At 55.4% G+C, this 21,140-nt stretch carries 13 protein-coding genes; all 13 read right to left on the bottom strand.

Annotated elements, in window-relative coordinates:
- Positions 1-117: 117 nt before the first annotated feature.
- Positions 118-1,539: a nitronate monooxygenase gene (locus tag ENN40_04945; protein HDP94692.1), complete on the bottom strand. Its 1,422-nt coding sequence runs from the start codon at positions 1,537-1,539 to the stop codon at positions 118-120.
- A gap of 151 nt (positions 1,540-1,690) precedes the next feature.
- Complete coding sequence (gene cobO, locus ENN40_04940) at positions 1,691-2,254, bottom strand: cob(I)yrinic acid a,c-diamide adenosyltransferase (GenBank protein HDP94691.1); 564 nt, start codon at positions 2,252-2,254, stop codon at positions 1,691-1,693.
- A 36-nt stretch (positions 2,255-2,290) separates the two neighbouring features.
- The gene (locus tag ENN40_04935) at positions 2,291-3,286 is read right to left on the bottom strand and encodes an iron ABC transporter permease (protein HDP94690.1); all 996 of its coding nucleotides are present in this window, start codon (positions 3,284-3,286) and stop codon (positions 2,291-2,293) included.
- Positions 3,283-4,233: an ABC transporter ATP-binding protein gene (locus ENN40_04930; GenBank protein ID HDP94689.1), complete on the bottom strand. Its 951-nt coding sequence runs from the start codon at positions 4,231-4,233 to the stop codon at positions 3,283-3,285. Before ENN40_04930 ends, ENN40_04935 begins: the two co-directional genes overlap by 4 nt.
- Positions 4,074-5,102, bottom strand: a complete 1,029-nt coding sequence (locus ENN40_04925; GenBank protein HDP94688.1) for an ABC transporter substrate-binding protein — start codon at positions 5,100-5,102, stop codon at positions 4,074-4,076. Before ENN40_04925 ends, ENN40_04930 begins: the two co-directional genes overlap by 160 nt.
- Positions 5,068-7,086, bottom strand: a complete 2,019-nt coding sequence (locus ENN40_04920) for a portal protein (GenBank protein ID HDP94687.1) — start codon at positions 7,084-7,086, stop codon at positions 5,068-5,070. Before ENN40_04920 ends, ENN40_04925 begins: the two co-directional genes overlap by 35 nt.
- Positions 7,087-7,145: 59 nt before the next feature.
- Positions 7,146-8,045 carry a hypothetical protein gene (locus ENN40_04915; protein HDP94686.1) on the bottom strand — a complete coding sequence of 300 codons (900 nt, stop codon included), beginning with the start codon at positions 8,043-8,045 and terminating at the stop codon, positions 7,146-7,148.
- Positions 8,046-8,287: 242 nt separating this feature from the next.
- Positions 8,288-11,833: a hypothetical protein gene (locus tag ENN40_04910; GenBank protein ID HDP94685.1), complete on the bottom strand. Its 3,546-nt coding sequence runs from the start codon at positions 11,831-11,833 to the stop codon at positions 8,288-8,290.
- Between the two features lie 191 nt (positions 11,834-12,024).
- A complete protein-coding gene (locus ENN40_04905) occupies positions 12,025-14,874 on the bottom strand; it encodes a hypothetical protein (GenBank protein HDP94684.1) in 2,850 nt (949 codons plus the stop codon).
- Positions 14,864-18,469: a helicase gene (locus ENN40_04900; protein HDP94683.1), complete on the bottom strand. Its 3,606-nt coding sequence runs from the start codon at positions 18,467-18,469 to the stop codon at positions 14,864-14,866. The genes ENN40_04905 and ENN40_04900 overlap by 11 nt, the downstream gene beginning before the upstream one ends.
- A gap of 14 nt (positions 18,470-18,483) precedes the next feature.
- Complete coding sequence (locus ENN40_04895) at positions 18,484-18,732, bottom strand: hypothetical protein (GenBank protein ID HDP94682.1); 249 nt, start codon at positions 18,730-18,732, stop codon at positions 18,484-18,486.
- 3 nt (positions 18,733-18,735) lie between these two features.
- Positions 18,736-20,595, bottom strand: coding sequence for a helicase (locus ENN40_04890; protein ID HDP94681.1), 1,860 nt, complete (start codon positions 20,593-20,595; stop codon positions 18,736-18,738).
- The gene (locus ENN40_04885) at positions 20,585-21,124 is read right to left on the bottom strand and encodes a hypothetical protein (GenBank protein HDP94680.1); all 540 of its coding nucleotides are present in this window, start codon (positions 21,122-21,124) and stop codon (positions 20,585-20,587) included. The genes ENN40_04890 and ENN40_04885 overlap by 11 nt, the downstream gene beginning before the upstream one ends.
- Positions 21,125-21,140 lie beyond the last annotated feature (16 nt).

The raw sequence follows: 21,140 nt of genomic DNA, 5'->3' as shown, positions 1-21,140 counted from the left end.
AAGTATTTGGCAAGCAAAGAGGCAGTGTTCCAACTCTCCAACTTTCCAAATCTGCAACTTTTCAACTCTGGTTATCCAAAAATCCGTATTTACATACTTACAAGCACCGTCCCCAGTTCAGTTGAAGCGCTGCGGGGATAGTTGGGCGACCGTGGCCTGGAGCTTGCGAACGTGGGCCAGGTATTCCGCCTTGATTTCAGCCAGGCGTTCCTGGACCGCAGCCAACTCTTTGCGCAAACATTCACTCTTTCGCGTTACCATGGGGCCGTATTTGCGTTTCAGGTCGGCCAGGGCCGTGTCCCGCGCCCGGATGTAATCGTGGTGCAGCTCAGTGATGCGGTCATGGGCCTTTTCATACTCTTTGCGCAAACGAGCGGCCAGGTCGCCCAGGGCCACGCTGTATTCAGCCGCCAGGGACCGCACCAGGTTGTGCACGGGTACGATATGGTTCACGCGCCAGGCATTGGCGCCGGCAAAAGCGAAACCCCGGCGCAAATCGCCCTTGCGGGCGGCGTTCAGGGCCAGAGAAATGCAGTAATGCGCTTTTTCCGCTCCGCAGCTTTTCAAACATTTCCACACGCAGCGGGTCGAGCCCGCGGCATTGTTTTTGAGGCGTTCAAAGAACTCACCGTCCAGCGCCCGGCCCGGCAAGCCCACCGGGCTTTCTATGATGCGAATGGTTTTCTCTGAAGCGGACACAAATGCCTGCTTGAATCCGTCGGCCGCATCGCATTCATCTGTGGCCACGAAGCGGGTTCCCATCTGCACGCCGGCTGCGCCCATGCGCAGGAAGCGGTGAATGTCGCGGCCGGTGTAAATACCACCCGCGGCGATCACCGGGATGGGGAGACCATCGTTTTCGCGATAAGCCTCCAGTTCACGGATCACGGTCGGCACCAGGTTTTCCAAGCGGTTTTCTTTCTTTCCCAGATCATCGGCGGTAAAGCCCAGGTGACCGCCGGCCAACGGGCCTTCCACCACCACGGCGTCGGGAAGATCGGAATACGTTTTTTGCCAATAGGAAAAGATCAGGCGCGCGGCACGGGCTGAGCTGACAATGGGGACTATTTTGACACCGGCCTGGCGCAACCGGGCCACGGGAATGCCGCGGATCGGCAGGCCGGCTCCCAGGAAAACGATATCCACCTTTTCGCGCACGCATACATCCAATAGGTTGTCGAAATCGTCGGCCGCCATCATGATGTTGATCCCCAATACGCCCGTTACCGCTTCACGGAAGCGGCGGATTTCACGGGTCAACGCGCGGGCGTTGGCCTCGCGGCCGTTTTGAAAGTAATCATTTTCAGTCATGCCGATGGCGGTGGCGGCGATCACGCCCACTCCACCTTCGCGCGCCACGGCGGAAGCCAGGCCGGAAAGTGAGATCCCCACTGCCATTCCACCCTGAACAATCGGGACCGGAACTTCCAGGTCACCGATCCGGAACGGTGGAAAAGAATGAGTTTCAGAAGAACGTGCCGGCCATTTCCAGGCCGGGATGTCTATTTTCGGCAAAGAAAAACGCTGGCGCAATTGCATAAAGGTAATCCCCCCGACTCCCCTGCCGTCGCTCCGTGGGCGAATTTTTCCACGGGAACCGGTTTGCTCAGTGTATCACGGTTGACGCGACAAGGCAAATTTGGGGAAAGTTGGAGAGTTGGAGAGGGAAGAAGTTGAAAAAGTGTTTTTTTCAGCTTTCGATACCTTTGCGGGCTTCCACTCCCTGCCGGTAATAGTGCTTGATTTCGCGCATTTCCGTCACCAGGTCGGCTTTCTCAATCAGGCGAGGGTCCGCCTTGCGCCCGGTAAAGATCAACTCCACTCCCGGGGGCTTATTGTCGATCAAATCCAGCAGATCATCCACTTGTAACACGCCGAACCAGGCAGCCACGCAAGCCTCGTCCAGGATGACGACCTGGTACTCTCCTTCCCGGATAATCCGGCGCACTTCCTCCAGGCCGTTCCCAGCCAGGCGTACATCCTCAGGCGATGGCTTCCCACGCAACCAGCAGCCGCTGCCATACTGGCGCGCAACAATATCCCCCGCGCACTTTTTTAAGTAGTTTATCTCACTGTAGCGTCCCGATTTAATGAACTGGGCGATAAACACACGCAGCCCGGCCCCGGCCGCCCTCAGCGCCAATCCCATCGCAGCCGTGGTCTTGCCTTTCCCATCGCCGGTATAGACATGCACGTATCCTTTGCCCACGGACGGGCACCCGGTTTCAATTACTTCCGTATCTTCAATATTCATGAAAGAATCTCCTTGTTATCCGCCCCCTTTATCCGGCTAGACCGCCGCAGTGCCTGCGCGGGAAGGTTTTAACAACAGCCAGAGAAAGAACGGCCCTCCCAAAAGACTTGTAAAAATGCCAACCGGAAGTTCCGTGGGGGCAAACAGCGTACGTGCCGCCGTATCGCAGACCACCAGGAACGCTCCCCCGAAGAGGAGGGTCGCCGGAAGCAAGCGCCGGTGGTCCGCGCCCACGATCAGGCGGCAAATGTGGGGACACATCAGGCCCACAAAGCCGATCGGTCCGCAGATGGAAACCACAACGCCAACCATTAAAGATACCAGGAAAAACAGCACGGAGCGTACCCGGGCCACGGCCATGCCGCGACTGATCGCCAGCTCTTCGCCGATGGTCAACAGATTGAGCTCGAAAGACATCAATGCCAATACCAGGGCAACCGGGGCCACCACAATCAGCGCACGCAGGGGGGCGGAAAAACCCACCATTTCCAACCCCCCCATCAGCCAGCGCAGGATGCGGAATGTATCGTAAAAATCCGCGCTGTACTGGATCAACAGTATCAGGCTGGCAAACAGGAAGTTTACCGCCACCCCGGCCAGCAGCATGGTGGCGGTTGAACACTCGCGCCGCAACCGGGTCAGTCCGTAAACCAGGCCGATGGCGATCAGGGCGCCGGCCATGGCGCTCAGGTTCATGACGGAAAACCCCAGTAACAACCCTCCCAGTCCCAGGCGCATGCCCAGAGCCGCTCCCAGGGAGGCACCGGCGGAAACCCCGAGGGTATAGGGAGTGGCGAGAGAATTGCGGAAAATAGCCTGAAACACCATGCCGGCAGCGGCCAGGCCGGCCCCTGCGACCCAACCCAGCAACACCCGCGGCAAGCGGATCTGCCAGAAGATCATGGAGGCCGGGTCGCGCGGAAGCGGATGAAACACGACATCCAGGCTAACTCCGCCTCCTACCAGGGGCGCCGCCGCAAGCACGGCAAGGGATACCAAGGCAAAGACCGGCAATGCGCCGAAGCGTTTCATTGCCCCGCCTCCTGCGGCACCACCAGTCTGCGCCCGGTGACCGGATCCTCGATAAGCCGGAAAGAGGTGTTAAAAATATCTTCCAGCCTTCCCGGCTGCGTCAGATCCGCCGCCGGTCCGATCCAGGCCATGTTGCCCTGCTTTAACGCCAGCACGAGGCCGTCTGTCAGAATCGCTGCATTCACATCATGGGTTACGGCTACGATGGTGGCTCCGTTATGCTGGTTGATCTCTCCCAAAATGCGCGAAACCTCTGCCTGGTGGCGGTAATCCAGGAAAGCCGTGGGCTCATCCAGAAGCAACAGATCCGCCTGTTGGGCCAGGGCGGCCGCGATAAACACTTTCTGCCGCTCGCCGCCGCTGAGTGTGTCAAGGGTCCGGTCGCCGAATTCCAGAATCCGTGCCTGTTGCATGGCCCGGGTGACCACGGCATCATCGTCTTTATGCGCCGTGGCGAACATGCCGGAATAAGCATAGCGCCCCATGGCCACGAACTGACGGACGGTAAAGGGGAAACGCTGGTCGTCACCGGGCTGGGGCACGTAAGCCACCTTTCGGGCCAGGTTGCGCTGGGAATAATCGTCCAGGCAACGCCCAAACAGGTGAACGCTTCCCGTCCAATCCGGGTGGATGCGCAGCAGGCACTTGAGCAGGGTGGATTTGCCCGCGCCATTGGCGCCGATAATGGACCATTTCTCGCCGGAGCCGATGGTGACGCGGATATCCTTCAGTATGGACGCGCCGTTGATGGAAAAGGAAAGGGACTCGATCTCTAATGCCGGTGGCATCATGGCATGGGTTTCGGGATATCCGCCTCCGGGTGCAGCAAGGATGCCAGGCGATAAAGGAATTCCGCGTAACGGGGCCCCGGCCGCAAACCCTGGGTATCGGTCCACACATGAACCCGTTTGTTGAGTACGGCCGAGACCCCCGCCAGTGACTGCCATTGCTTTTCCAGTTCCGCTTCCGGCAGCGCGGCATCTCCGCGCATGTTGACCAGGTCAACGATCACCTCGGGGTTCAAGCGGATGACACCCTCGGCTGAGATGCGGGGAAAGGCCGCGCGCCCTTCGACGCATGCGTTTCCTCCTCCGGCCAGGTCGATAATCCGGCTGAAAAACCCATCCCGCCCCGCCACGTAGATGGCTCCCAAGTGGGATGAAGAGGTGCTGCGGCCGATGCAAAGCAACACGCGCGGCCGCGGGCGCCCGGCAACGGCAAAGCTGACGGCCCTTGTCCTGCGTTTCAATGCGCTCACCAACGATCCGGCCCGCTCGGAAACCCCGCACACTCGCCCGATTCGCAGAATCGATTGGTGTACATCATCAATGGTTCGATGGGGAACCTTGAGCGTGGAAATCCCCAGTTTTCTCAGTGCACGCGCGGCGCTGTCGTGCGAAGTGAGCAGGATGACCAGGTCCGGTTGCAATGAAATGATGGCTTCGTAATCGGGATCAACCAACCCGCCCACGCGGGGCAGGCCAACCGCCCCGGGAGGATAGTCACAGTAGCGGGATATGCCTGTCACCCGGTCTCCGACACCCAGTGCGAAAAGGATTTCCGTAACGTTGGGAGACAGCGAAACAATCCGCGCGGGGACGGAGCGGGTGTGGCCCGAAACCGCCAACAGCACCACAAGCGAAAAACAGGTTAGGCCGGCCAATACGGCGAAACGACTGAATAAAGGCAAAGAACTTTCTCTCTTTTTCTCGCACACCATTCCAGAAAGATTGAGCTCAGCGCCGGGGTTCCCCCTGTTCATTTCTCTTTGCGCGGCCATCTCAAAGGTGAGGTTCAGAATCACGCGGCACTTCATTTTCCGCGCGGCATTCTCTCTCCGATGGATCAGCAGCCATGTTGCTGAAGGCCTCACGGGATTGCGCGTCACCGATTACGGCAACCAAGTCATCCGGCAACAAGACAAAATCGGAGTCGGGATTGATAAAGAGTTGTCCGTCGCGTACCACGCCGACCACGGAAGCACCGCTTGAAGCCCGAATACCGCTTTCGCCGATCGCCTGGTGAGCGATTTTCGCATCCATATCCAGGCGGATCCACTCCAGGTCAAATTGCTGTTCAGCGTTTCTGAATTGAGACAACGTGCGGTAGTTGGGGTTGTTCTCGTGCAATTCCGCGTAGAGCTCTTCACGAACCGCATTGGTATGACGCTGAATTTCAGTTGCCGGGACGCCAAGGCGCAGCAGTGACTGACGGGTCATCTCCAGACCGGCCTCGAACTCCGGCAACACGGCTTCGGATACACCCAGCTCTTTTAATTCTTTGAAATATTCAATGGCGGAAACGCGGGCCACGATTTCAATATCCTTGTTCATGCGCCGCGCCTGAACCACGGCCGCTCCGGCCGTAACCTGACCGGGAATGGTTAAAACCAGCAAAGCCGCATTGTGGATGCAGGCGGCTTCAAGGACGGTTTCCTGGCCGGCATCACCGAAAATAACCGCCATCCCAGTGTTCTTGGCCTTTTCAAAGCGATTGTGATCCAATTCAACCGCCACGAACGGGATGTGCATCCGCTCCAGGATTCGGGCAATCTGAAAACCCACTCTGCCGGCTCCCACGATCACTACGTGACCTTTCAGACCGCTTTCGCGCACATTAAAGCACTCAAGCTTCTCGTGGCGGAACCAGCGTTTTTTCAGTGAATATAACTTTGCGGTGCGGCCGGAAACCAGGGGGGTCAATATCATGGTCAGGATGGCTACGGTTAAGACCAGGTTATAGAGTTCATGGCTGATCGATCCGTTTGCGATTCCAACCCTTGCCAGGATAAAGGAAAACTCACCTACCTGGAAGAGACCCAGCCCCACGGCTAGCGGGATCACGTTGCGGTAGTTGAACAACCTGGATACGCCGGCAAAAATCAAGCCTTTGCCGACACTTATGATCAGGACCAGCAGCAGGATCTGCTCGATGTGACTAGCAAAGAACGCCGGGTTGAACAGCATGCCCACGGAGGTAAAAAACAACAGTCCGAAAAGGTCGCGCAGGGGGATGATTTCGCTGAAAGCCTGGTAACCGTAATCTGATTCGCTCAACACCATGCCGGCCACGAAGGCACCGAAGGCGAATGACAATCCCACCAGGTGGGTGACGTAACCCACGCCCAGTCCGATGGCGGTTATGGCCAAGAGAAACAACTCCCGTGAATTGAGCCTGGCGATATGGGCCAGCAGGCGCGGCAGCAATCGAGTTCCCAATACAATCATTCCGCCGATAAAGAGAAATGCCTTGACCGCGGCGAAGGCGATGGCCGACAAGCCCCCGGAGGGGTTGTCCAACTTGGGCAGGATGATGATCATGGGAACCACGGCCAGGTCCTGGACAATCAACATCCCGATCATGACTTTGCTCGAGAGCGTACCCATCCAGCCCTGGTTCATCAGCGTCTTCAGCAGCACCATGGTACTTGAGAGGGAAACCAGGGCGCCAAGCCATAGCGAAGCTTTCCAGTCCAGTCCCAGGAAGCGGGCAATGCCGTAACCCAACAATGCGGTCAGTACCATTTGAAGCGGCGCGCCCACGATGGATACCCACTTGACGGGCTTCAGATCTTTAAGAGAAAACTCGAGCCCCAAGGCGAACAACAGCAGGGCGATACCGATTTCGGCCAGCAGCTCGATCTCGTGGATATTTGAGACCGTTAAGCCTCCGGTATGGGGCCCCAATAAAATTCCGGCGGCGATGTAACCCAGAATGATGGGCTGATTGAGTCGCTGCAACAACAGACCGAAAAAGAAAGCGGCCACGATCAGCAGAATAATATCGGTTGCAATTCCCATTCCTATTCAGTATCCCATTGGGGACGGTGCTTGTAAACATGTAAATACGGGTTTTTGGATCATTCCTGCTCTCGACGTTTCAGGGTGTCGCGGTAAACAGCGCCCAGAGATGAGAATTGCAGATCCGCAAACAGGCCCATTTGCGAGATCTCACGGTAGGTCAATCCACACCGTTCCCGCAACCAGACAAGCCATTCTCCACGCAACCGCTTTCCACTAACCCGCCGCCAATCGATATCTTTGGGATGTACTCCAAAACAGAGCTTGAATTCATGTTCCGCCGCATATACGGGCTGGAAAAAGCCGTCACTACTTCGGCGATACTCATCGCTCCAGGCTTCTTTTCTCCTATTCGCCTGTTCTTCAGCCTCTTTGGCGAATGACTCATCGCCTATATAAGGCCCCATCAGGGTCGAGAAAACTGCCGGCTCATCGATCTTTTTCGCGCAATCGGCAAAGAGTTGCTCACGACTGGAAAACAGCTGCTCGACGAACTCTGTATCCAACGATTTTTCTTTTGAATGCGAGAAGTAGCAGCTGGCACTTGACCAGCGGTAGGATTCCACTTTACTTACAATTCCCGCTCTTACCGGGTTTTGCAGAACATAGCGGATCACTTGAGCAAGATAATGATTATCTTGAATCAGCAACGACTTGAACCGACCCTGGAAAACCACACCGCCGCTTTTTGTTTTGTACCTGAAATACTGGCCGAAAGGGCCATTCACCCGCTTCATGAATTCAGACATGCGGCCGCTTTGGTTCTGTAATATCAAATGGTAATGATTTTCCATAACGCACCAGGCGTAAACCGGAATTCGCATGACTTCCCGTTGCCGGTGCAGCAATTCCAATAAACGCCGCTTGAAACGAATCGTTCCAAAAATTTTCATGCCATTGATTCCCCGGGCCATTACGTGGTGGCAGGCCCCCGGCCATGTCAACCTTGCTCTACGCATACCAAAAGGTTAATGGCACCCGGGGGAATTGACAACTGAAAATGAAAAGAGTTTGAAAAGACTTGGTGAGGCCAGATTTGTTCCAGTGATTACAAGAAAAATTGGCTCCCCGTGTGCAACCCTCTTCATAACCATTCTCCATCAGACCCTTGAGTCGTAAGCCTTCAATATTAAACGAGTTATCAAAGAGCAGGCCGTTCCCGGCGAACCGGAAGCGGGGTTAAGACCAATTTCCCCAAAGGCTATTCTTCAAGGATGCGCTGTCGCGCGGCCTTCTCAATCGCGGCCGCATCGATGCTCCCATCAGGACCATCCTGGGATGTGATCAATCGATCCGCAAAGCCGTTTTCCTCATACCACTTCTGTTTCCGTCCCCACGCCTCGCGATAGCTGGGCACGCTGTGCATTCCAAGATGCTCCCAATAGAAAACGTCGCCCTCGAAGCTGACCGTGAAGTCTGGAAGCCGGAAATCCTTCGGGTCCGTCCTTGAGAAAAGCGGCTGTTCGTAGTCGTAGCTGATCCCAAGCGCATCCAGCACGTCTGCCACAACGACCTCGCTCTTCGAGCGGACAGCAATCCCCTTCCGCGTGCGGTGGATGAGCGCCTCCAGGTGCGGCCGCTTCACATCATCCGGTCGAAGGGCCAGCGTGAACATGTGAGTGTTTCGCAACCGGGTGTCCGAGCAGTCCGGGCTGCGTAGACGGCGGAGAGGCTCAATGTCCTTCTCGATCAGGAGGACCAGCTTGCGGCGGAACCGCGTGAGGCCCGTATAGATCAGTTCTCGCGACAAGGTCGAAGCTTTCTGCGGGATGATTAGGAAAACCACCTCGAAGTCGCTCCCCTGCGCCTTATGGACCGTCAACGCATAGGCAAGTTCGAGGTATTCGTCGACCTGGCCGCGGTAGTACCGATAGGAGGCACCTGCTTGCGTAGAAAAAACGGCGGCAAGGACATCGCTGCCTTCCTTCCTCTTGAAAGCCTCAGAAACAATTCCGATCTCGCCGTTGGCGACGTAGTCCAGCCCACTTCCCTTGGGGTAGGCCCATCCATCCTTACTTCGGTTGCGAACCTGCATAACCTTGTCGGTCCACACGATCTCATACTCACCGAAAGGACGCGGCATCTTACTCCACTGGCTTTGCGACTTCCGGAGGAGTCCTGCCTTATATTCTCGCTGGATCAGGCGGTTTAGATCGTCAGTGCCGAAGTGCTGCGCACGCGTAGGTGAGAGGATTTGCCACGCCTCGCTGCGAATCCAGTCCTTATTATCGATCCCAAGCGACCGGTTAAAGCTCTCGTAGTCGCCGTCTCGGATGCCGAGGATATCCGCCATCCGCCCTTTGAGCTTGGCAAGCAGATCATCGTGGTCGTCCCAGAACACGACATCAAGGTCGCCCATCGACTGGCCCCGTGAGACCGCGGCCAGGATTTCATCGTCTCCGGGACTGACGACAGCAGCTCGGTAACCGTCGGCCAAAGCCAGCGCGACGCTCTCTTCGGCGGGCGAGTCCTGGTCCTCGTCAGTCCGCATACAAACACTGAGAGGAGCGATGCACTCGGGGCGTTCTCTATACAGCCACTCGATTATGTCAGCAAAGGGCCTCCCCGGGCCAATTGGTGGTAGCTGGTTAGGATCACCCACAAGAATCAGACGACTCAACGGGCCGGAGTCAAGAGCGCGCAGCAACGTCCCAAAGAGGTCCGTTGGGATCATCGAACACTCGTCAATGATAACCGTGGTCGCCTGGTAGAGGTTTTGATTGTTCTGTTGCTTTAATACGAATATATCCGGCACGAACCAGCCCTGCTTCAGTAGGAACTGGTGGATGGTCATTGCGTTGCGCTCGGTCTTCGTTGAGAGGCGAACACGCGCCTTCCCGGTAGGGGCCAGCAAGAGTATCGGATGCCGCCCCTCGGCACGGACCAATTCCTGGAGAAATACCTTGAGGACCGATGTCTTGCCGGTGCCGGCTCCTCCCGTCAGAACACTCAGTCTTCGAGAGAACAACGTGCCGAGTGAAGTCTGTTTCTCGTCCAGAGCCACTCTCTCACGCTCGGTGTTCGGTTCACCAAAGAGCCTCTTCAGCGCGCCAAGCCAGTCAATCGGGGGATCTGCTGCAGGATTCACCTTTTTAGCCCGCCTCCTGATCATGGAGGCGATGACCTGTTCCAGCGACTGGAGGTGCTTGAGCGCAACCAGCTCAGGATCGGAGTCGATAGACGTCCAGAGGAGTCTATGATAAAAATCCATCTCGGCCAGCACGATCTCCCGGTCTGGTCGGCACGCTCGGCGTTCTGGAAAACGGTTGATAATTCGGTTCAGTAGGTCTCCGAAGGTCAGGACCGTGTCCCCACTGTTCGCAGCATCTTGAAGGACCGCTACTCCCACAGCCCTAACCCGGCGTCTATCGTCGTGGGCAACTTCGTCATCGTCGGCGAATAATGCGGCGTTCCCCTCGGGTCTCAGGCCGTGATCGACCGTTTCCAAAGCCACGGGGTCTGAATCCACTGTCCCAAGGTCGCTCTCCGCAAGTATGTACGGGTTGGCAACCAGATCGTCCTCGGTAGCGTCGATGCCACTCGCAGCCCGCTGGTCTGGATTTGCAATCCGTTGGACCTGGTCTGGTAAAAACTCAAAGCGTGCAAGTTTGGTCAAGAGTGCATGGCGGGATTTGAGGAGCCCCCAACGATCTCTTGCCTTGAGCAGCCCGGCTTTGTAAGGACCCTTGTCCGGTTCGATTTTCCCGTCAAGAATTGCGAGGACAAATTCCCAGGGATTCTTGCCCTGACCCGCCATAGGTGCAAGGACGGTACGCTGAAACGAAGTTCCCTTTGAGAAGCCGAGATACTGGAGCACGCTGCCGGCACCGGGAAATGGACCCCGTCCGGTCCAGGCCTCTGCGAGTACATCGTTGAGCCAGTCGAGGTGTCGTTCCCAATCCCCAGCGATGTGTCCCTCAGCCTTGACGCGCTCCACGCACTGGATAACTCGCTCAATGATGGCGACCGCAACATCGTCGGAAACATGCTCCGCTCCGTAGGAGAATGGAAGAAGAGCACTCCGTGGGACCCGGCAGATGATATCGTCCGTGCAATGGCCATCCCGTAGGTATTCTTGATAAGGGATGCGCACTCCCTGGTCAGGGTATGACTGGGTTATACGGCGGGACCAAACCGGATATTGATCCTGGTACTTAGGGGTTGTGCCAAAATAGAGCTGAGGCCCAACTTTAGCGATTCTTCCGACACCCACAACAATGCGCGGCGAGTTCTCGTCGAGTGGATTCCCATGATTGCAGTAGTAGAAGACTAAGGATTTCTTTGGCTCCAACTTTCCCCAGAATCGTTTCAGAAGCTCCCGCTGACGGTCCGGCTCAAATACCCAACCGTTACTTCGCGGATTATCCGGCCCCCGAAGGGATATGTTTTCCGCTTCGCAGACCTCCTGGAAAAATTCCTCGCGCATCCAGCGGTATGGAGCTGGACACGATGAATAGGGAGGGATGTCTTCTGAGACCGCTGGTAGCCTGCGAAACTCAAGCGGGTCCTGATGTGTTATGGAAAACCCTTTTTCGGCGTAAGCGGCTGGATCACGGGAGCATGGAGGCAACCATCCGTCCAACTCGACGAGAGGTTTGCCGGCAGCTCCGCGCTCCTTTTCATCATTCCGCGAGTCACGTATGTGTTGGTGGACAATGCAGTGAGCGTTGAGGTGTGGCAGGTCACATACGTGACCATCCCAAGCCCGGTCATGCCATGCCAACCGTACTGAGAGATGCGTGGTCATGCTTTCTCACCAATATTGTCTTTTGAGGCTATTCCAATTTCCTCGAGAATCGTTTTTACATCGTAGCGATGGGTCTCGACAAACTGAATGGTGGTTTCCAAATCACCGAGTCGCAATGGGGCCTCCAATGAGTCCATTTCCAGCAAAGCCTTTCTCAGGTCGGCCATGGCCGCTTCATCCTTCTTGACAAGCTATTTGTACATTGCCGCGCAAAGTGGGCATAGGGCCAGAAACTGCGCCTCGTGCTCCATGGGCATATAATCATGGGAGAACGCTTCAACAGCTTCAAAATAGTATTGACCATCACGCTTTCTGAAAGGCATTTCCTCTTTACAGATCTGACACACCATTTGGCCGTCGTCGTTGGTGTACTGTTCCTTCAGCCATAGTGCGGGGTCGATAATGCGCCTGGTCGTCCGAACGCTTCTTTCGCGATCTTCGTATTCCTTTTTAGGGCCATCGGCGAGCTGTTCTGTAATCCGTTCTTGCCGGCGTTCCGGATTCGTTACCGTCCTTGTCGGAAATACCGGCTTCTCTTCCCGTGCAACCATCTGTGCCTTCCATTGGCTAAATTCCTCGGGGTACCTCCTTAAAAGATCAATATCCTCAGTTGGGATACCTGCTTCTTCGGCCAGTTTAGCGACAACGTCCTTTTTCATCCCGAGCATTTCGGCCAGTTTTTCATTGCGCTCAAGTTGATCAGGAAGGTCATTGAGACAAAGTTCGCTGGGATAATGTAATTGTCCATCGGTTCCGGGTAACCACTGGCTTTGCCTTAGAAGACAGCCGAATGATTCTGATACGCGCTCTTCTTTGCTGCTATTCTCATATGTTTGCCTGGATGATCGTTCAACCGTCCCTCGTATGCACTCGGCGTTCGGGATCGCAATGCAGTTCCAAATAAAAACGCTCTTCTCAATGGTCGCCGATTTAAGGGCGTAGGCTAACCCTTCGACTTGAATATCGGGGTCAAAGCCACATAATCCTCGTTCATGAGAACCATGCCAATCCCTTATCTTTACAACCCCTCGATAATCTGGTGATTTCCTATGAATCCGAACGTCTTCGCTGACACCGATGTCCTTTAAAATTTCCAAGACTGTACCTTGATAGACGGAGCTGACAAAACCAACCTCAGTATTCCCTGAAAAATACATTTCCAATGTGTCGTCCTGAAAATAAAGGTCATTGGGTTTTCGGTAGATGACATCACCGGAAGTATGCGATCCTACCAGAACAAAGGGCGACTCTTGGAGGGTTCTCTTTAACCTTGCTCGTTTCTCTTGAGAGTCTGTCTTGAAAGCTTCAGTTATTTTTTCAATGTCACGCTGATGCTCATCAAGTGTGGGAAGCGTCGTCAATGTGTATTTTGGCATCACATGCTCAATGACTTCTGCCACAATATCGAATTCTGGGACTTTCAAATCAGATAAAAATCGCCGGGCTTCATCATCCTTTGCTATCTCGGCTTTTACAATTGGCAATACCGAGTCAGGTGCTCTTACAGTGGAAACATATGCGTTTGGCCTGTCATCATCGTCGAACGGTCTCACATGGGAGCCATCTTCCAGACGTATAAAGGGCTTTTTCCTTAGCGGGCCGTCGCTATCCCAATAGGAGCCTGCCCCTTTCTTCCACAGTGCCTTTTGGTTCAAGAGCTGCCTGTAGAGGTCGACCATCCATTGGTCAGTTTGACTTTTGAAAAACGTAGAATCGGTCTTACGCGAAAAGCTATCAGGAGTTATCTCTTCAACCTCTAATTCTTCTCTGATATATTTCCAAAGGTCATGTCGCCCTCTTTCGGTTACCTCCCCACTAATCCATTTAGACTCTGTTTTATATAAGAGTGAAAGCTGCTCTTCACGTAATTGTCTCCTTAACCATTCAGCACTTGCCATCTTTGCATTTCTCGCGGAAACGAAACTTCCATCATCTGTGGGGAGCAGTTCTTTGGCCGCGAGAGCCTCACGAACCGAGACGACAATCGGATAAAACATACTGCCTGGAGGGAAATCATCCATCCTTATTGGTAACGCTTCGAGCAGCGAGATACTCAGGAGACCAAGGTCCTTGAGCTGAGGCAATACTTCAGAGATAAGGCAAGCGGTCTCACCTACCAGTGTTGCGTTCCAATCGTCCTCTTTCGGAATATTGTCCCGTGCCGGTGTGGTTTTATATGGTCCCTGGATCAAGAACCCGAATCGAGTCTCCTTTTCAGTTGGAAAGTAGACCACAAGCTTCGAATCCGTGACTCTTGCTACCTCGTCTCGGTGTTCTTTTTCGTTATTCTCGAGGCGAAAACCTATCTCGACCGGGACGTGACGTGGGCAATCCTCGGCAGGGTCAGGCACCTCCACCGGACGTTCAAATATCAACCAGCTCTCGCTTTCATCCTTGCCGTTGTTCTGCCCGATAACCGTTACTTCCCTTGCGCCACCTCGAGTAGCCACGTCCCGCAGATAAACGCCATCCATCCCATCCGGCAGTCTGTATTCGATTTCCTTAATTTTTCGAAGAAAAAGAAGTGTCCTGGCGCTCAGCTTACGAAGCCTTACGCTGATTTCCCTACGGGCGATTGCTGGCTCGACATCCTCCTTGTTTAAAGGAAAAACGAAGAGGGTGGTCCCTGAGTCCCCTATCTCCCGCTGCTGCACGGCATAGGGGCGAACATAGTTCTCGATTCTGAAACTTTCATTTCCTGAGTGAATTTCAGGCGTGGTCGTATATGCATAGACAGATTTGAAGCCGATACCGAATTTGCCGATCTGTGTAAGATCTTCAGCCTTCGTTCCTTCACCAACCCCACAGATGCCACGCACGTCTTTCTCATCAAAAAGGCGACCGTCGTGACAGACCTCGAGCTTGTCTTCGAAAAGTTGGAACAGGACTCTTGAAGCGCCGGCGTCCTCAGCGTTTTGCAGAAGCTCAAAGACAAAATGTGTCCTGTCAGAATACATTTTGCCCAAGAGCTTGAGCGCCTTATCAAGAATAGCCTCCTTCCGCTTTTCATCATTACGTATGTTATCGTAGTTACTCGTCATGAGACGCATCCCCCACGATGTGGATCACTCCGTACGCCACCGGCTCGGCGGTCAGTTCCGCCCTTTCCATGGCGATGTCTAAGTCCTGGATGTGCCGAGCATAGTCTGTCTCGGCAGCAGCGATTTGAGAATGGCGCATTTTCTGTATTTTGTCATTGATAGCCTGTTTGAGCTGTTCCTCAAGAAGCTCTATTCGTGCACGGTGACTCGTTGACAGGCTTTCTCTACGGTACTCCGCCAATTCCTGAGTCCGTTGCCGATGTTTCTCTCGCGCTTCGAACCAGAGATTGTAATGCTGTGCGTCCAGTTCCTCCCACACGGGAGAGCCGCCGTCTCCCCGATCACTAGGCTCGGCGTCGACCGCATTTTCAAGTAGGCGGCCAAGATGTGATGTGACCGCTTCGGAGGAAGCGATTGGCCGCAGGACCAAATCCTCTTTGATCCCAAGAAACCGCCATTGGTAAATGGCGAACTCGTATCTGCCCGCGGGAACGTCGCTTGACTGAGCACTGAGCGTGGCAACCACTCGTTTTTTAACATCGAACGATATCGCGGCTTGTCGGACCAAGGGATGAAGCGGCATGATGAATGCCGCCTCGGGATGCTGCGTCGCGCAGTCCGATTCGAAGGTTACGAGCAGGTGAGGGTTTCCCCCTTTTAGCCAGATCTCCCATTCCCGGTAGGCCGTCGTGTTTTGTCTGGGAAGCTGCTGAAAATCCCGCAGCAGGATGCTCCGGGCTTCCTGCGATAGACGGAGGGTTTTGAGAGGCTTTTCACCGAGGATGAATTCCTGCTCTTTTCCACAGGCCCTTTGCAAATAGAGCGTAGCGATCCTTCGTATGGATGCTGAGGATAACCAGAAGCTTGATGCATCCTCGATTTCCTTCCTCATCCGGTCTTCAGGCAGCCGGATGCCGAAAAGCTCCATCTGCCGCTGTTCGAGCTCTTCTTGTTCCTGTATGAGTCTAATCTTGTTATCCGATAACTGCTGCAGCTTCGCCCTTCTCTCGTCTTCACTCAAGGAATAGTTTTCCGCGATATCGCGAATCTCCCTGGTGATCTCCCCGAGAATCTCCTCGCTGCCGCCCAAGGCGCTATTGAACACTCCTATACGAACGAGGCAGCGTTCATATATGTCCGCGTCGACGGTGCCCGGCGTAATCAAATTAATAATAGCGACGCTCTCGCTCTTCTGCCCGTTTCGATCAATGCGGCCGATCCGCTGCTCAACACGCATCGGATTCCAAGGCAGGTCGTAATTCACGATGCAATCGCAGAATTGGTAATCCAGACCTTCGCAACCGATTTCCGAGAACAGCAGGACATCCAGGCTGTCCATGTCTTCTCGCAGGCTCTCGAAACGACTCCGGAGAGTGACGCGTTCTTCATCCGGCGTTCCGCCGTGAATCATCCCGACGCGAAAGCCATCAGCGCTGAGATGCCTATAAAGGTAGTTTAGCGTGTGCCGGAAGCTGCTAAACAGCATCACTTTGTTGTTGGGCAGCCTTTGCTTGTCCCGTATGGTATTGCGCAACGCCTCAAGTTTCGGATCATCGGGATCGAGAGAGCGTGCACTCTCAAGAATCGATTGGATTTGAGATTGTATTGTGCCGACTGCCTCACCTTGAGGGACTGGTGCGGTGTTATCCGCCTCCTCCCAGGACAGTTCATCGAGATGGCGGTTCAGTATATCATCGAGGAAGGGCACAAGCCCGTAAAGGCAACTTGCGGCTTGGCGTCTGATCGTGGTCATCATGAACTTGACGTTGATATCCCCGTGAAGCCGGCTGAATATGTCGGCCTGGACCCTGAGAAGCTCGTCATGCAGATGCTGCTGGGCGGGCGTGAACGGGACGACCACTGTCTCCGGCTTTCGTATCGTAAAATCCCCGATATCCCTACGGCGAGTCCTATTGATAATCCCGGCGAAAGTGTGCATAGTCTCCAAGTCCGTAATGATTTGGACACGCTCTTCAGTTGTGACTTCGCAGTCCGACAGCCTGGAGAGTATCCGAATGAGTTTCGGATTGTGGCGGAGAATAGCTTGGCCCCAGGCTGTGCCCACCGCCTGCTGGAGGGCCTCATTTGTCCGAACAGGCCATTCCGGTTCTTGTGCCCGTACCAACGATATCGCCTGGTTAATGAACGGATTTGGCTCCGCCATATGCGCGAAACTCTCTTGATCGATAATCAGATCGGGGCGTAGAGTATTGAGGAGAACAAAAAGGTCATTGTTGCCAAGCTGGATCGGGGTCGCAGTCAAGAAGACAACGGCCTCGGCGTGGTCACAGAAGAATCTCACGGCCTTGTGGCTGAACGTATCCTGATTGCGGATATGATGCGCCTCGTCAACGATGACGAGATCGAAACGTGGGGGCGGGTCGAGGTCAAGTAGCCCCTTCTTTCGTTTTCGCTTGCCGTCCGGTCCTGAGCCATAAAGAAGGACCTCGTCGAACAAGGAATAGGGGACTATCACCCTCTGATGCTGTTCTGGCCAGACGCCTTCCAGGTCGATCTCGTTTATGCAGTAGCGCAAAGTTCCACCATCGAGATGCGTAAAGCGCTCCTCGAAGCGCTTCATCTCATTCATCCATTTGCGCTCAGTCACCAGTGGACGCGGGCACACGACAAGGACGGAGCGGATATCACGTCTTGCTTGCAACTCACGAAGAATGAGCCCCGCTTCGATGGTCTTGCCAACGCCCACACCGTCGGCGATTAATAGTCGCGGGCGATCCGATCTGATGAATTTCAGCACGGGTCTGAATTGGTATGGGATGAAATCAACGCGGGCGGCATTGAGCGAATAGAGCGTGGAGAGACCGGGATATCTGATCTGCAGTGCGGTTAGATAGGCGTGAAACTGCTCACAAGGCAAAGACTCGGCCTCGTCGTCCTGAATATCTTCAGCCTGCAACTGAGAAGCATAGTATGTCTGGGTTTCGCCGGCAACAAAGACCTTGAAGCGGTTCTCCGGCTTGCCAGGCAAGGCAGAAATCACCGCGCCTCGGATGGTTGGATTCGATTTAACATAAACGATCTGCCCCAATTCAAACTCGGCATCATGCTTCTTGGTAGCATGAGACGTTGCGGGAGTGATTGGTTCACGTTTGCCGGAGGACGCCACTTCTTTGGCAAGAAGGGCTGTCTTGATGGAGCGTACTTCCTGAACCAAGGAGTTATCAGCACTGATAACTAAGGCAAAACGCTGCAGTGTGTCCAGGTCTCGGTACACGTCCTCGAGTGGAAAACCTTCAGTGGTTGCATGCGCCCACCGATTACGGATCGTCTGCATCTCCTTGACGAAATGCCGCGCCTCCGATGTAAGGCCTAGTTTGTTGGAGATCTGATACCAGTTCTGGTCGAGCACTCGAAGCAGCGCGGCAAGGTCCAATGAGCCGAGGGAGCCTAAGCCGCGTTGTTCCGTGCGTCGACGTTGCTGAAACGACAGGCCATTGAGGACGGCTTCCTTCCACCAATCCTCAAAGAGAGTTGGCAGCACCTTTTCAAGAAAAAGGGTAAGCTGTTTGGCCACCTCGCCTAAGAGCTTCGAGATGGTGACTTGGATATGCTGATCATTGAATTGGTCTGCCATGTGCCATTCCCGTTTCAGGACCCTTCAGGGGCGGATGTTTCAGCCGCCCTCAATTCGTGAGATAATCCATCAAGCTCATCTTTGGCCTTTTGTAGAATCAACGCCGCGCACTCCATGCAATAGTTGTTCTTCGACATGTTCTCTTTGATGACCAGACACTTGTCGCCCTGGCAGATCACGTGCTCCTGGTTCCGCGAGCAGTGCCTCCGCCGTTGGGCGGTCTCAAAGCAGGCGGATACGAGAAGGCGTTTCAGCTTGGGCATAGGTCATCTCCTTGAAAGGCGCTCCTGGATTTGGGCCTGGACGCCGTCCCCGATCTGGTCGATCTGTTCCAGAACCTCCTCCAACCGCTCCAGCGGGATTTCACTGCGGGTTCCACCGTCCGCTTCGAGCTGCTCGTTGACAGCTCCGTTCACGATCATGATGACCGCCGCGTAGTTGTTGGCGCTTCTCAGTTCGGGATAGGCCATCACGATGTTGCGCCCGTTGATGGACGCGCCGAGAGCGTTCAGAATCCTGCTGGCCAGGGCCCGGGAACGTTCATTGAGCCTTCGGCGGGCCTCCTGGCGGCGTCGCTGGGGCGTAACCGGTATTTCCCGGGGCTCCATGTTCTCTCTGGTCCGGGCCTGGATGAGGCGCTGGCGGAGGTTTTCGCGGGATAATCCAAGGGCCTCGGGATCGAGACCGCGTCTCCGGAACTCCGCGACGAGATCGTCGACCACGGCGTCATCCATCGGATCGAGGTATTCCTGCTCGATGAAGTGGCTGATGATTTCGTTTTGAACCACCATGTCCGGCGTCAGGCGTCGCCGTCGGCCGGGTTCATCGGCCGGAGGACGCTCGTCGCCCGCTTCAAGCCAGCCTTGGATGAGTTCCTGGTCCTCTTGGTCGATTCGCCTGAAGTCCTCCCAATGGCGGTCGATGTTCAACCCCACGTGAGAAACTGCCACGCCTCGGTTGTCCGGGTGCTGGGGATTGTTCTGGTGGACCACCCTCATGACCCTTCCGATGAACTGGACATAGGGGGACAGCGACCGGAAGGGCTGGAAGATGGCGGCCACGCTCAGGTTCGGGTGGTCAAATCCCTCGCCGAGCATCCGGACCTGGACGATGCAATCGATCCGGCCGCGCCGGAGGTCCTGGAGCACGTCCTCAATTTCGTCCGCCGGCATGTTGCTGTGGATTTCACGCGCTTGCAGGCCACGCTCCGCGTAAAGGGAACGCACCTGGCGGGAGTGGTCCACCGAACAGGCAACGGCGATCATTTGATGAAATGTCCCGGTTTCCCGGAGATGCTGAAGCCACTGGATGCTGGCGTCAACGATTGACCGGTTGCACTCGGGCGCGAGAGCCACGCCCCGACTGAACCATTCCTCGTCCCGGAGTTGAAGGACCTCCTCGAGGGTGTGCTGCCTGGCATCCCCGTGATAGGTGAAGGAGATCTCCTGGGGTGCGACATTCACGGCGGTGATCTGCTTGATGTATCCTCGCACCATGGCGGTCCGGAACGGATATGCATAGACCCGCTCGCCGGCAATCTCGCGTCCGTCGCCTCTGAACGGCGTGGCGGTCAGGCTGACGACCTTGGCGTTGGGGAACCGTTCAAAGACCCGCTCCCAGCTTCTGGCCACGTTGTGATGTCCCTCGTCGACCAGGATCAGATCAAAGAAATCAGCCGGGAAGGCGGGAAGCCATCTGTCGGCCCGACTGGCCAGTTGCTGAATGTTGGTGACCACGATGTGGGAGTTCTCGCAGTCGTGGATGTTCGCGTCCTGGCCATCCAGGACGGCTGTGAAGGGACCATGACTCACGTCGGTCAACACGCGCGTGGAGGTCCAGAAACACTCGCGCCCAGCGACGTCGAAGGCGGTGAAGATGCCCCGCCGAATCTCAAGGTTCGGCGCGATCACCAGTACCCGACCTTGGGCCGTCTCAAAAGGCAGTAAGGCCATCAGACCCGTCTTGCCGCATCCCACAGGAATCTGGAGGATGGCGTGCTCGGAGCTGTTCCGAAAATGCTGCCGCGTGCGGAACCATCCCTCGACCTGGGGATCACGCAGATTGGGGTTACCCTGAATGAAGGGCCGGGTATCGTTGAAAAACCGTGCTATTTCTTCATTTGTCATTTGTGGCTTCGGCCTCCTCCCGGATCTTCTCGTAGACCTCCTTGAGGAGATGCTGGCTGACTGCCTCCCGGAATTGATCCTCGTTCATGAACTTGGCCGTGATTTCCTCGTTCTGCTCCATGCGGTCGATAAAGAGGCCCTCCAATGCCTTGCGGAAGACGTAGCCGAAGTTCTCCATTGTGTTGGCGAGCGCGGCTTGACGGAGGCTGCTGTCGGCCACGGCGTCCTCGCGTATCGATTCGAAAAACAATTGGTCGCCCGGCTTGAACTCCGTTCCGAACCGCTCGTTGAGAAGGTCGATGAGCTTGGACAGCTCGATCTCATCACCTCGAGCGACGCCGGTGCCCACAGACGTCGGCCCCGATACCTCGTACCTCGCTCCCGGCTCCATGACGATGGAGCCCTCACCGATCTTCTGTAATCGGTAAAACTTGAGCGCCACGTCATCATCAAAGTTGTAGATCGGTCCCCGGTTATCTCTCGGCAGTTTGGTAAGCAGAAACCGGACGTACGAGTACAGCTTTTCCAAATCGGAGTCCTGGAAG

The organism is Candidatus Aminicenantes bacterium (assembly GCA_011049425.1).
Taxonomy (GTDB): Bacteria; Acidobacteriota; Aminicenantia; order UBA2199; family UBA2199; genus UBA876.
The sequence above is the reverse complement of the archived record's forward strand: the minus strand, read 5'-3'. Positions and strand labels throughout refer to the sequence as shown.

Excerpts from the sequence above, each read along its gene's own strand:
- ENN40_04895 (HDP94682.1), bottom strand. The coding sequence starts at position 18,732 with ATGCCCAAGCTGAAACGCCTTCTCGTATCCGCCTGCTTTGAGACCGCC.
- ENN40_04920 (HDP94687.1), bottom strand. The coding sequence starts at position 7,086 with ATGGGAATTGCAACCGATATTATTCTGCTGATCGTGGCCGCTTTCTTT.
- cobO (HDP94691.1), bottom strand. The coding sequence starts at position 2,254 with ATGAATATTGAAGATACGGAAGTAATTGAAACCGGGTGCCCGTCCGTG.
- ENN40_04890 (HDP94681.1), bottom strand. The coding sequence starts at position 20,595 with ATGACAAATGAAGAAATAGCACGGTTTTTCAACGATACCCGGCCCTTC.
- ENN40_04925 (HDP94688.1), bottom strand. The coding sequence starts at position 5,102 with ATGAAGTGCCGCGTGATTCTGAACCTCACCTTTGAGATGGCCGCGCAA.
- ENN40_04910 (HDP94685.1), bottom strand. The coding sequence starts at position 11,833 with ATGACCACGCATCTCTCAGTACGGTTGGCATGGCATGACCGGGCTTGG.
- ENN40_04915 (HDP94686.1), bottom strand. The coding sequence starts at position 8,045 with ATGCGTAGAGCAAGGTTGACATGGCCGGGGGCCTGCCACCACGTAATG.
- ENN40_04930 (HDP94689.1), bottom strand. The coding sequence starts at position 4,233 with ATGGCAGTCACTGGCGGGGGTCTCGGCCGTACTCAACAAACGGGTTCA.
- ENN40_04935 (HDP94690.1), bottom strand. The coding sequence starts at position 3,286 with ATGAAACGCTTCGGCGCATTGCCGGTCTTTGCCTTGGTATCCCTTGCC.
- ENN40_04945 (HDP94692.1), bottom strand. The coding sequence starts at position 1,539 with ATGCAATTGCGCCAGCGTTTTTCTTTGCCGAAAATAGACATCCCGGCC.
- ENN40_04900 (HDP94683.1), bottom strand. The coding sequence starts at position 18,469 with ATGGCAGACCAATTCAATGATCAGCATATCCAAGTCACCATCTCGAAG.
- ENN40_04905 (HDP94684.1), bottom strand. The coding sequence starts at position 14,874 with ATGACGAGTAACTACGATAACATACGTAATGATGAAAAGCGGAAGGAG.